Origin of the sequence: Chryseobacterium sp. D764, from assembly GCF_019317325.1 — a bacterium.
In the GTDB taxonomy this organism is placed as follows: Bacteria; Bacteroidota; Bacteroidia; order Flavobacteriales; family Weeksellaceae; genus Chryseobacterium.
Genome location: NZ_CP079219.1, coordinates 2976240 through 2988660, shown reverse-complemented (window position 1 = coordinate 2988660; position 12421 = coordinate 2976240). Strand labels below are relative to the sequence as shown.

Here is a 12421-nt window from a genome sequence, read left to right as displayed (position 1 = left end):
CATATTATAATGTCCTAAAAATGCACAATACTTATGCCATTTGTTTTTTACTTAAAAATACGGTCAAAATTTCCTTTTTTAGATAATCTTTGCATTAAAAATCAAAATAAAGCAGTTCTGTTTCTGTAATTTCTTAAAAATGTGTATTTTCGCAAACTGATAAAAAACTATAATTTATAAAATGGCAATTTTAGGACAGATTAGGAGTAAGCCTTGGCTTTTAATGGGAGTAATAGCCTTAGCGCTTTTGGCGTTCTTGGTGAACCCCGATAGTATCGACAAGGTTTTTGGTAAGAATCCTGACGTTTTAGGAAAAGTAAATGGTGAGAAAATCACCCGCGAAGAGTTCAATGATCAGCTTTTCGTGTTGCAGCAGCAGGCTGATCAACAAGGTCGTCCGAAAAGCGGTCTTGAAGAGCAGGCTTGGCAGTTACTTGTACAATCTAAACTTATCAAACAACAGTTTGAGAAACTAGGCTTTGAAATGACTGATGATTATTTCTGGAACCAAATCCAGTACGATCAGATGTTTGCCCAGAATCAACAGTTCTTTGATGAGAAAGGTAATTTTAAAACTCAAGAGCTTAAAAAAGAAATTGAAACATTAAAAAACACCAATCCTGAAGGATACAATCAATGGTTGAAAACTAAAAAGACGATTGAGTACAGACTGATGGCAAGACAGGTGTTTACCAATATTTCAGCAGGTATCACTACCGGTAAGAAAGAAGCAGAAGAATTGATGAAGCAGAGAGATCAGCTTGCAGATATAGACTTTGTGAAAGTGGATTATGCCGCTTATCTTCAGAAAACAAAGATCAATGTTACAACACAAGATCTGGCAGACTACATCAAGCAGCACCCTGTAATGTTCAAAGCTGAACCAAGCAGAAATATCGGGGTTGTATATTTCCCATCAAAACCTAGTGCAGCAGATGATGCAGCAACTTTGAAAGAAATTACAAAATTATATTCAGGAGGTACAGATGCAAGCGGAGGTACTGAAAACTTCCAGAATACGAAGAACGATTCTATGTTTGTAGCAGCAAACTCTGATGCGCCATTCAATCCTCAATATATGAATCCTGCACAATTGCCTCCAACGATCAAAGATCAGATCACTGCAGCAGCAATAGGTCAGACTTTTGGTCCTTACAAAGAGCAGGATGTTTATGTAGTTTCTAAACTTGTAGGTAAAAGAGCTTCAGATTCTACGTTATCTAGACATATCCTTATTGCATTCAAAGGAAGTCCTGCAGGTGAAGGGGTAACAAGATCCAAAGAGCAGGCTAAAAAATTAGCAGACTCTATTGGAGCTATTGTAAAAGCAGCTCCTGCTAAATTTACAGAATTCCTTAAGCTTTCCAGCGATCCGAATTCTGCAGCTCAGGGAGGTAGCTTAGGATGGACAACTCCTGAAACACCTTTCGTACCTGAATTCCTTGCTTACCTTGCAAGCAATCCTAAAGGAGCTACAGGGGTAGTAGAAACACAGTTCGGTTACCATATCATCAATATTGAAGATAAAAAATCAGGATCAATGGGGTATAAAGTTGCAAACCTTGTGAAAGCAATTAAACCTTCAGATGCTACTGAGGCTGAATCAGACAAAAAATCAAGAAAATTCATTCAGCAGGTTCAAGGGAAATCTTTCAACGATTTCGTGAATATTGCTAAAAAAGGAAATTACCAGTTCTCTAATCCAAAAGCAGCAAAAAGATTTGAGGGTCAGATTCAGGGCTTGGGAACTGAAAAAGACGCAGAAATCCTTACTTGGGCTTTCGATAAGAAAAGAACTAAAGGAGATACTGAACTATTTACTGTAGATGGAACAGGTGATAAAATTGTAGTTTATCTGAACGGAAAACAAGATGCAGGTCTTGCTGATCCGGAATCTGTAAGAGATCAGATCGAGGTTATAGTTAAAAATAAATTGGCTGCAAAACAAATTTCTGATAAGATTACAGCAGCAAAAGCTTCTAGCTTAGATCAGATTGCTAAATTATTCGCAGCTCCAAAACAGTCTGCTCAGGTAAATCTATTGAACCCTTCAGTAGCTGGTGCTATGGAACCTAAAGTTGCCGGTGCAGCATTCGGTGTTGCAAAAGGTAAACTTTCTAACCCGGTTGAAGGAGGAACAGGAGTTTATGTTTTGATCAAAAAATCAGAAACAATCAACAAACAACCTGGTGATCTTAAGCAGTTCACAGAGTCTCTTACTCAGAGAAGTTCTGGAATGTTCGGACAGGCTTGGATGAAGAGTCTTCAGGACAATGCAGATATTGAAGATTTTAGAATTGAAATCTGGGGTAAACTTGGAAATCAGCAACAATAAGAAATTCATTTCAATGATATAAAAAGCGACAAATTTTTTTGTCGCTTTTTTTTGTATTTAACGCAGAACAATATTGGAAAAGATTTATTTAAAATGTGTTATATTTGCTTATTAGAAAAAAATTAGCAAGTGAAGTTCAGTAAAGAATTAAAAGCTGGTGTGATCACACTTCTGGCTATTGTAGGCTTTGTGGTGTTGTTTCAGTTTATGAAAGGGAAAAGCCTTTTTACTACCGACAATATATTTTACGCAAAATATGATAATGTAGAAGGTCTGGCGCAGTCTTCGGCAGTTTCTATCAACGGATTGAAAGTAGGGCAGGTGGACAAAATTATTCCTCTGACCTCAAAAGACGGTAAAATTAATTTTGTTGTAAAAATTACAGTAGATAACAAATTTGAATTTTCAAAAAATTCATCATTAGAAATCTTTGAACCAGGATTGATGTCCGGCAAAGAAATGAGAGTAAACCTTATGTATGGTGGCCCGACTGCAAAAGACGGAGATACCCTGAAAGGTGCTTTCAAATTGGGAACATTGGGAAGTCTTTCTTCTCAGGTAGGCCCGGTAAAAGATCAGCTGCAGGTCGTTCTACATAGAGTAGACTCTTTAATGGCTAATGCCAATCTGCTTGTTGATGCACAAAACAGAGCTGAAATAAAAGCTTTATTATCCAACCTTAACAAAACCGTAGGTGCATTGCAGACTACAGCAGGAAGTGTAAACAGCCTGGTAGGACATAATGATCCTAAACTGCAGAAAGTATTGGACGATGCGAGCCTTACAATGCAGAGTGGAAAAGTGACGCTGGATAAATATGGAAATCTGGCTCAGAGCATTGATACCAAACAATTGAATGCAACGATCGCCAATTTGGATGCTACTGTAGGGAAATTGAATCAGGTGATTGGTGGAATTGACAAAGGAGAGGGAAGTTTAGGTAAACTGATGAAGGATGATCAGCTTTACAACAATCTGAACTCAGCTTCTTCCAACCTGAATACATTAATCGAAGATATGAAAGCGAACCCGAAGAGATATATCAACTTCTCGGTTTTCGGTAAAAATAATAAAGACTAATACACCTTATGCAGTACATCGATAACATTATTTTTCTGATTTTATTAGTGGCCGGATTTGGGTTGTTTACCAAAAGCCTTCTGAAGATCTATAGAAATATCAGGCTGGGTCATGAAATCAATAGAAACGACAGAAAAGGAGAACGTTGGGAAACTATGGCTCGTGTAGCAATGGGACAGAGTAAAATGACAGCACGTCCTGTTGCAGGAGTGTTACACCTTTTTGTATATGTTGGTTTTGTGATTATTAATATCGAATTAATAGAAATCGTTGTTGATGGAATATTTGGGACACATCGTTTCTTATCAAGCATTTTCGGACATACATTTTATAATTTCTTCACCGCAACACTAGAAGTTTTAGCACTTTTGGTAGTAATTGGGGTTGTCATTTTCTTTATTCGTAGAAATTTTTACGGAGTGAAAAGATTGACAATGAAAGAACTTTTCGGATGGCCGAAAAATGATGCAAACTGGATTTTGATCATTGAATTCGCTCTGATGATGGCTTTCTTTATGATGAATGCTTCAGATTTTATTTTACAGGCGAGAGGTATTTTTCCTGAACATGGAAGTTTCCCGATTAGTGAAATGACATTTGTTCCATTTTTGGAAATTTTCAATTTTGATAGCGGATTTTTGATGTTCACAGAAAAAGGAGCCTGGTGGTTCCACTTTGTTGGAATTCTGTTCTTCATGAACTATCTTTATTACTCAAAACACCTGCATATTATCCTTGCATTTCCAAGTACATGGTATGCAAATCTTGATAAAAAAGGAAAATTCAATAATCTTGAGTCTGTAACAAAAGAGATCAAATTAATGATGGATCCTAACGCAGATCCTTATGCGGCACCAGCTGAAGGAGCTGAAGCAGATGTCCCTTCTAAATTCGGTGCTGAAGATATATTTGACCTGAACCAGGTACAGCTGCTTAATGCCTATTCATGTACAGAATGCGGACGTTGTACTTCCGTTTGTCCGGCTAATATTACAGGTAAAAAGCTTTCTCCGAGACTGATCCTGATGAAGACAAGAGACAGACTGGAAGAAGTGGGAAGAAATATTGATGCAAACAACGGGAAATTCGTTGATGACGGTAAAAAACTGCTGAACGATTATATCACAAAAGAAGAACTTTGGGCTTGTACAACATGTAATGCATGTACAGATGCTTGTCCGGTATTGCTTGATCCACTTTCCATTATTTTTGAAATGAGAAGATTCCTGGTCATGGAACAGTCTGCTGCTCCACAGGAACTGAACCTGATGATGACCAATGTGGAAAACAACGCAGCTCCTTGGCAGTACAATCAGGCTGACCGTCTGAACTGGGCATCGGAAAACTAGATAATTAATCAATTTGAAAATTTGAAATTGATACCATTCTACATCATTTCAAATTTCCAAATTCTCACATTTTCAAATTGAAAAAGAAATGGATTTCAATATAAAAACAATGGCAGAATATGCTGCCGAAGGAAAAGCCCCGGAAGTTTTATTTTGGGTTGGATGTGCGGGAAGCTTTGATGACCGTGCTAAAAAAATTACAAAAGCATTTTGCAAGATATTAAATAAGATAGGAGTAGAATTTGCAGTTTTGGGACAGGAAGAAAGCTGTACCGGAGACCCTGCAAAAAGAGCGGGAAATGAATTCGTTTTCCAGATGATGGCCCTTACGAATATTGAAGTGCTGAATGCCTACGAAGTAAAGAAAATCGTAACGGCTTGCCCACACTGTTTCAATACCCTGAAAAATGAATATCCAAGCTTAGGCGGCCACTTTGACGTAGTACACCATACTCAGTTCCTTAAAACCTTAATGGAAGAAGGAAGACTGAAAATAGAAGGTGGAGCATTCAAAGGGAAAAAAATAACTTTCCATGATCCTTGTTACCTGGGACGTGCCAATGACGAATATGAAGCTCCAAGAATGCTTCTTGAAAAGCTGGATGCAGAGCTTGTAGAAATGAAGCGTTGCAAAACCAACGGACTTTGCTGTGGAGCAGGGGGAGCACAGATGTTTAAAGAACCTGAAAAAGGAAAGAAAGACATCAATATTGAAAGAACAGAAGAAGCCTTATCTTTTGAACCAAAGGTAATTGCTACAGGATGCCCTTTCTGTAATACCATGATGACGGATGGTGTAAAACACTTTAATAAAAATACCGAAGTTGCCGTAAAAGATATCGTTGAACTTCTTGCTGAAGCAGAAGATTTATAATTGTAATCCTATACAGGTTTATGAAGGTAGAATGGAGACTCTCCTTTTTGTTTATCATTTCGATACTTGCTGCTCTTACATTCTGGAATTACCAAAACAGAGTATATGACTGGGATATGCCGGGTTATTTAGGGAGTATGTATACTTCAGAATTCCCGAATTCACCAGATAAAGTTAGAATTATCACTTATGATGAAATCAAAAAAGAAGCTCCTGCAGACCATTATACAGATATCATCGGAATAAAGCAGTGGGACATTCCAAGGCAGTATTTCGTAAAAAATACACAATCTTTTACAGAACAATTACCCTATTTTCAAATCAAAGTAGGGTATATTCTTGTAATAACCCTCTTTTATAAGCTGGGACTTTCCTCCCCAATGGCAGTCCTGTTCACCAGCCTTATTTCTTACTTTTTTTCAGGGTTATTATTATTTTATATTCTAAAACTCCTGTTTCCAAAGAAATACTGGTTTATAATAGGACTAACGGTTGTATCCATGCTTTTGCCACCCATGACGTATATGTCCAGAGTTTCCACACCGGATATGTTTATTTTTCAGTTTATCCTGATCTTTATCATCGGTTTGATCAAAAAATGGAGCAAATGGGGGATGTTTGTGCTTCTGTTTGCAATCACCTTTATACGTCCGGACTATATTACATTTACCCTGACTTATATTATTGCCGTTTTCTTCTTTTATTATTTTAGAGAAAAGAAGATTGATATTTCCCTTATTGCACAGGGCACAGTACTTCTGCTGATGTATCTGGCAATCATTAAATTTTACCATTATCCCGGCTGGAAAGACGTTTTTTACGATACTTTTATGGACAGAAGACCTATTATTTCCACACATCCCATCGAAGTAAGCTTAAAAGACTATCTGAGTATTATTTATATCAAGATTATCTACTTTAAAAAAGTAACTCTGTCTGTAAGCATCATGATCGCAATAGTATTCTGGCGTTCCAAAGATGCATGGGTAAGAATGATTTCAGTACTTTTCCTCGTAAATGTGTACATCAAATTCTTTTTCTTTCCGCAGTCGGCGGCATTGAGGTTCTTCTTTCCGTTTATTTTTCCTCTTTTCATTATGATGCTCTATGTGTTGAGTAAAAAATACAATGATCTCAAACTCGAGAAAATTGCGTAATTTTGTCTTTAAGATAATAAGGATTTGAAATCACGATTACAGTATATTCTGTTCAATAATCAGAAGTGAAAGTGATTGCGCAGTTCCTTGAAAAATAAATACTTACATTATGAAAATCGAAGAATCTAATATTGTAGAAACCAACGACTACAGAGTCATTATATATCCGGCTTCAAGACCTTTTGAAACTAAAGAAGCAAAGGTGATTACCGAAAAACTGTTTGATTTCCTTTCTACATGGGCCGCTCATGGAAAACCACTTTCTTCTTCATTTAAAATTGAAAAGAATCAGTTTATTGTGGTGTGTGTAGATGAAGAAAAAGAAATGGCTTCAGGATGCAGCATTGATGCTTTAGGGAAGGTAATGAGAGAAATTGATGAAGAGTATACACTAGGGCTTTTCGACAGAATGAAAGCTAGTTTTGTAGAAAATGGTGAAGTGAAGACTTTAAAGCTGATTGATTTTAAAACGAAATTGAGAAATGGAGAACTTTCAAATGATATTCAGGTTTTTGACTTCTCAAAAAACACCTACCTTGACTTTTTGAGCCACTTTCTTCTTCCTTTAGAGAAGAGCTGGGCAGGTTCTATAAAATAAACGCTATTAAGCTTATACAGCTGAATAATCATAAAGTGAGAACCTGTTTCTCACTTTTTTGTTTTAATGTATCTTTGTATAGATTCGAGTAAGACTAATGCCTAAAGTACTTTTTTTAACGACATCCCACAGCTATAATGATGACCGTATTTTTTATCATCAGGCAAAGGCTCTTAGAGATAATGGGTATGAAGTAAAAATATGCAGCTTGTATGCAGATTATAAAGGAGTTATTGACGGAATTGAAATAGAATCCTATGCCGTTCTGGAAGAAAGTATAGAAAAGAAAATGGAAACATTCCGTAAGGTTTGTGACAATTTTCAACCCCAGACTATCATTTGTTCCGAACCTCTTGCTGTGGTGGCTTCAAAGAAATTTGTAAAAGAATATAATGCAAGCTGTATCTATGATGTTACAGAATGGTATCCTTCGATGTCAATGCTTCAGAAATACCGTTTTCCAACTAAAATTATTAAGGCAGTAAAATTTTCTCTTATTCAGTTATATGCAGGGTTTTTAAGCACTCATTTTATATTTGGTGAAATTACCAAAAAATTTCCGCTGGCCTATTTTTTTGGATTCAAAAAACAAATGATTCTTCCTTATTATCCGGATTCTTTTTATATCAAAGAAAGTATAAAACAGCTTGATGCGGATACAATTACGCTCTGTTACACAGGCCAGATTTCTAAAGATAAAGGCATTGAGAATTTTTTCAATACAGTAGATAAGCTCAGGCAAAAATTACCAACACTTCACATTAAGATTCTGATTATCGGATCGACGGTTGAAAAAAATGATGAACTTTATTTTTCAGCATTACTGAAGAAATATTCTTTTAATACTGTTGAGCTTAGAAAACCTGTGACTTTTGAACGGTTTACAGAAGCATTTGCAGCAGCAGATATATGTTTTGACCTTCGGGAAATCAATTTTGAAAACAACCACTCATTGCCGATAAAATTGTTTTACTTTATGGGAGCAGGAAAACCGGTGATCTATTCAAACTTGAAAGGAATCCGAAAAAATATGGGTTCGCTTTCATTTGGCAGTTTGGTAGATCCACACAATACTGATGCTATTTCAGAAGTTATCCTCAATTATATAAGAAACCCGGAGCTTTATGATTTGTATGCTCTCAATGCCCGGAAAGAATTTGAAGAAAAATATAATTGGAGCACGATAAAAGAGTCTTTTGTTGATTTTGTGAAAAGATCTATTGATAAATAATTGCTATGCAGCTTACTATTATTAAAACTTTTGTCTCACGTTTTCTTATTCTGATCCTGAGTTTCGGACTGGTGATCTATTCTACGAATATGTGGGGAAGCGAAGGAAAGGGAACCATTTCTATTGTGGTTGCCAATGCTGCTGCAGTGAGTTTTTTCAGCAGCATCTTTTCAGGAAGCAGTGCTTCCTATTTTGCATCAAGGTTTAAAATAGAAAAAGTTTTATTATTTGCCTATCTGTGGTCGCTCCTAACAGGGCTTTTAATTCCTTTTTTATTCAGCCTGGCTTCTATTCAAAGTGAATATATTTTGTATCTTATCGGAATATCCGTTTTTTCTTCACTGTTATCTACCAATATTAGTTTGTTTATTGGAACACAGGATATTAGGAAGTTTAATGTTTATACTGTTTTACAGCAACTTGTCCATATTATCTTTATCGGAATATTGGTGTACCTGTTTGGTAAAAAAGATGTTTCAGTATATTTTCTTGCACAAATCGGGTGTCTGGCACTTCTTTTTCTAACCAGCTTTTTTCAGATCATCAAAAAATGCAATCTTTCTGAAATATCATTCAGTAAAGATGTTGCCAGGAATATGTTTGAATACGGCTGGAAAACCCAGCTGAGCGCTTTTGTTCAATTTCTGAACTATAGACTTTCCTTTTATTTCCTGGAATATTTTGAGGGTATTGCCAGTGTAGGAATCTTTTCTATCGGAGTTACTTTTTCTGAAGCTATATGGACGATTACCCGCAGTATTGCCGTGGTTTTATATTCAGATGTGGTTAATAGTAAAAGCAGGGAAGAATCGGTAGGGAAAACCAAGGATTCTTTAAAACTGACGTTTATTCTGATGATAGGTTTTGTACTGGGAATCATTATCATCCCGTCACAGATCTATGAAATTATTTTTGGAAGAGAATTCAGACATACCAAAGAAATCATGCTTCTCTTATCTCCGGGTATTTTTGCCATTGCTGTAAGTGATATGGTAGGGCATTACTTCTCAGGAATGAGGGAGTTAAAGATTCTCAATGTAAAATCAATAGTCGGATTGGTTGTTACGGTGGTATTTTCTTTCATTGCAATACCCAGATGGGGAATTTTGGGCGCTTGTCTTGCCACTACATCATCATATTTGGTTTCAGCCTTCCTGCTGTTCCGGAAATTTTATAGTTCTACTACATTCAGTTTGAAAGATTACATGGTCTCAAAAGAGGAAATTCAGCTTTTAAAAGAAAAGTTTTTGAAGAAATAATTTATTCTGTTAAGGTGCAGAAAACAAAGTCATTTTCCTATTTTTACAATTCTATTAAGTCATATTATGTGCGGAATCAGCGGTTATTATTCATTTCATAAAAGTATTTCCTCTACAAATATTCTGGAAATGAATCAGGTGATCAAACATCGTGGACCGGATGATGAAGGATTCTGGCTTTATGATCATGACCTGGGAATTTCTTTTTCAGGAAATGATTCTACCCTGAAAATTAAAGAGCAGTTTTCGGTTTTACAGGAAAGAAGTTCCGAAATTGCCTTGGGTTTCCGCAGATTATCCATTATCGATCTTTCTGAAAAAGGCCATCAGCCGATGCTTTCTGAGAATGAGCAGATCATTGTTACTTTTAATGGTGAGATTTATAATTTTAAAAAATTAAGAATAGAGCTTGAGATATTAGGTCATTCTTTCCGAAGTAACTCCGATACTGAAGTTATCCTTAAGGGGTATCAGGAATGGGGAAATTCAACCTTTGTGAAGCTGGATGGAATGTTTGCGATCTGTATTGTTGATCTTATCAATAAAAAATTGATACTGGCAAGAGACAGAGTAGGGATGAAGCCGCTCTTTTACCATCAAAGTGAAGAAGGATTGGTTTGGGCTTCAGAAATAAAAGCGTTGTTGAAAAATGAATTTGTAAAACCTGAAATCAACTGGAATGGAGTGTATACCAATTTTCTTTTTCAAACGACATTGGCTCCACGAACCTGCTTTCAGGATATTTTATCCCTGGAACCTGCTTCTTTTATGACCATTGATTTAGCAGATCAAAAAATTACGAAAGAAAAATTCTGGACACTGCCTTCTCCTTCTGTGAAAGGTGTTTCGGAAGAAGAAGCCGTAAGAAAAATAGATGAACTTCTTTCTGAAAGTATATCAGAACAATTATATGCGGATGTTCCCGTAGCATTGATGATGAGTGGTGGAATAGATTCTACGTTAATTGCTTCAAAATCAAAACCTTTTAATCCTGATATCAATACATACACCATCTCCTACCCGTTTTCTGAAGAAGAAGTGAAAAATGCATCGCTGGCTGCCAGACATTTTGGTGTGTTGCATGAAATAAAAGAAGTGAATGATGATGAAGCACTGGAGCATCTTAAAGAAAATATTCAGCATTTTGAAGAACCTTACAGCAGTTTTGAAGTCTTGATCAATGCGGCGAAATATGTACATGATAAAGATTTAAAAGTGGTATTAAGCGGAAATGGTGCCGATGAGCTTTTTGCCGGCTATTCTCATACATTGAAGCTGAATAGATGGCTGTTGATGAGGAATTTTAATTTTGTAAGACCTTTTATTTTTACAAAAGACAAATTTTCGCAACGGGTAAAAAACTACTTCTCCCAGGATGATATGTTTGATTTTTTCAGACAGAGCCAGATCAGCATGATGCCTCTTGAAGCCAAAGCTCTCATCCAACCAGATATTTATGCTAAAATTGATGTAAAGCTCTCAAAATACCATGCTTCAGAAAGAAAAAACTATTCCGGGTATTTTGAATACGATATGAAATATTCTTTGTCTTCCCATCATGTATTCAGGGATGATCTGAGTGCGATGAAATACAGTGTGGAATTTCGGTATCCTTACCTGAGCAACAGTTTGATCAATTATGTAGCTTCACTGCCTGAACATATTAGATTTAATGGAATTCAGAACAAACCATTACTGCGTAAAACAGCTGAAAAATATCTTCCTGAATCAGTTTTGAATATGCCTAAGAAAGGATTTTCTTTTCCGGTTTATTATTTCATTAAAAATGAAAAAAGAGTAAGGGATTTCATTGTTGAAAATCTTAATAGCTTAAAAAAGAGAAATTTTTTTAACGCTGCAGTGATTGATGAATGGTGGAATCACCAAAAGCAAGAGTATGACTGGGTGAAAATCTGGCAGCTGGTTACTTTTGAACTGTGGTATCAGAAATATTTTGAAAAATAAAGAAGCAGCCTAAAGATTAATATTTTACCTTTGTATTTATGATGAAATATTTTTGGGGCATACTTATTGTGGTTTTTGCACTTGTAAGTTGTAAAAGTGATGATGATTCTTTGCAGAGAATAGATCAGTTACTTAATATCTATGTGAAAAACAGCGCTGGACAGGATCTGCTGAACAATAAAAAAACCGGATCTTATACCGGATTTTCTGTAAACGATATTTTTGGAACAAAAGATATTTCTCCGGTAAGTATTTCGTTAAGAATGACAACGGATTCATTGTTCTACATGGAGTATCTGGCAGGGGCAAAAAGAAGAAAACTGGATTCTATAAGCCCTGATAATCCGGGGACTGGGAATTCTTACTATTCCAGAATGCAGATTACATATACAAAAAGTACTAATGTAAGTGATAATGTGATTGATACTTTGGAGGTTCAGTATCGCAATACACCAACGGTATTCCAGGTTTCAAAAGTTTTGTATAACAGAGTTCCTGTGTTTTCAAAAGATGCTGATGCGCCAACTTCGATAAATACCGTGACTATCACAAAATAATTTTTAAATTTGTACA

10 protein-coding genes are annotated in these 12421 nt (G+C 36.0%); all 10 read left to right on the top strand.

The annotated features are described in order from the left end of the window. The first annotated feature begins 181 nt into the window (after positions 1–181). The 10 genes from KYG33_RS13515 to KYG33_RS13470 all read left to right on the top strand — a co-directional run bounded on the left by KYG33_RS13515 (position 182) and on the right by KYG33_RS13470 (position 12405). Positions 182–2335: a peptidylprolyl isomerase gene (locus KYG33_RS13515; RefSeq protein ID WP_077419465.1), complete on the top strand. Its 2154-nt coding sequence runs from the start codon at positions 182–184 to the stop codon at positions 2333–2335. Between the two features lie 129 nt (positions 2336–2464). Then, the gene (locus KYG33_RS13510) at positions 2465–3415 is read left to right on the top strand and encodes an MlaD family protein (RefSeq protein ID WP_077419466.1); all 951 of its coding nucleotides are present in this window, start codon (positions 2465–2467) and stop codon (positions 3413–3415) included. Between the two features lie 8 nt (positions 3416–3423). Beyond that, positions 3424–4764: a (Fe-S)-binding protein gene (locus KYG33_RS13505; protein WP_077419467.1), complete on the top strand. Its 1341-nt coding sequence runs from the start codon at positions 3424–3426 to the stop codon at positions 4762–4764. Between the two features lie 88 nt (positions 4765–4852). Next, positions 4853–5638, top strand: a complete 786-nt coding sequence (locus KYG33_RS13500; RefSeq protein WP_047381714.1) for a (Fe-S)-binding protein — start codon at positions 4853–4855, stop codon at positions 5636–5638. A 20-nt stretch (positions 5639–5658) separates the two neighbouring features. Continuing rightward, complete coding sequence (locus tag KYG33_RS13495; protein WP_219071909.1) at positions 5659–6795, top strand: hypothetical protein; 1137 nt, start codon at positions 5659–5661, stop codon at positions 6793–6795. A 109-nt stretch (positions 6796–6904) separates the two neighbouring features. Further along, a complete protein-coding gene (locus KYG33_RS13490) occupies positions 6905–7393 on the top strand; it encodes a hypothetical protein (RefSeq protein ID WP_219071908.1) in 489 nt (162 codons plus the stop codon). A 97-nt stretch (positions 7394–7490) separates the two neighbouring features. Continuing rightward, complete coding sequence (locus tag KYG33_RS13485) at positions 7491–8624, top strand: glycosyltransferase (protein ID WP_219071907.1); 1134 nt, start codon at positions 7491–7493, stop codon at positions 8622–8624. Positions 8625–8629: 5 nt separating this feature from the next. Next, the gene (locus KYG33_RS13480) at positions 8630–9883 is read left to right on the top strand and encodes a polysaccharide biosynthesis C-terminal domain-containing protein (protein ID WP_180564776.1); all 1254 of its coding nucleotides are present in this window, start codon (positions 8630–8632) and stop codon (positions 9881–9883) included. Between the two features lie 66 nt (positions 9884–9949). Further along, positions 9950–11848 (top strand): asparagine synthase (glutamine-hydrolyzing), encoded by a 1899-nt coding sequence (gene asnB, locus KYG33_RS13475; protein ID WP_219071906.1) that lies wholly within the window; start codon positions 9950–9952, stop codon positions 11846–11848. 38 nt (positions 11849–11886) lie between these two features. Beyond that, positions 11887–12405 (top strand): hypothetical protein, encoded by a 519-nt coding sequence (locus KYG33_RS13470; RefSeq protein ID WP_077419475.1) that lies wholly within the window; start codon positions 11887–11889, stop codon positions 12403–12405. The last annotated feature ends 16 nt before the right edge of the window (positions 12406–12421 follow it).

Coding starts and splice junctions, on each gene's coding strand:
- KYG33_RS13485 (WP_219071907.1), top strand. CDS start 7,491: ATGCCTAAAGTACTTTTTTTAACGACATCCCACAGCTATAATGATGAC.
- KYG33_RS13495 (WP_219071909.1), top strand. CDS start 5,659: ATGAAGGTAGAATGGAGACTCTCCTTTTTGTTTATCATTTCGATACTT.
- KYG33_RS13470 (WP_077419475.1), top strand. CDS start 11,887: ATGATGAAATATTTTTGGGGCATACTTATTGTGGTTTTTGCACTTGTA.
- KYG33_RS13490 (WP_219071908.1), top strand. CDS start 6,905: ATGAAAATCGAAGAATCTAATATTGTAGAAACCAACGACTACAGAGTC.
- asnB (WP_219071906.1), top strand. CDS start 9,950: ATGTGCGGAATCAGCGGTTATTATTCATTTCATAAAAGTATTTCCTCT.
- KYG33_RS13500 (WP_047381714.1), top strand. CDS start 4,853: ATGGATTTCAATATAAAAACAATGGCAGAATATGCTGCCGAAGGAAAA.
- KYG33_RS13480 (WP_180564776.1), top strand. CDS start 8,630: ATGCAGCTTACTATTATTAAAACTTTTGTCTCACGTTTTCTTATTCTG.
- KYG33_RS13515 (WP_077419465.1), top strand. CDS start 182: ATGGCAATTTTAGGACAGATTAGGAGTAAGCCTTGGCTTTTAATGGGA.
- KYG33_RS13505 (WP_077419467.1), top strand. CDS start 3,424: ATGCAGTACATCGATAACATTATTTTTCTGATTTTATTAGTGGCCGGA.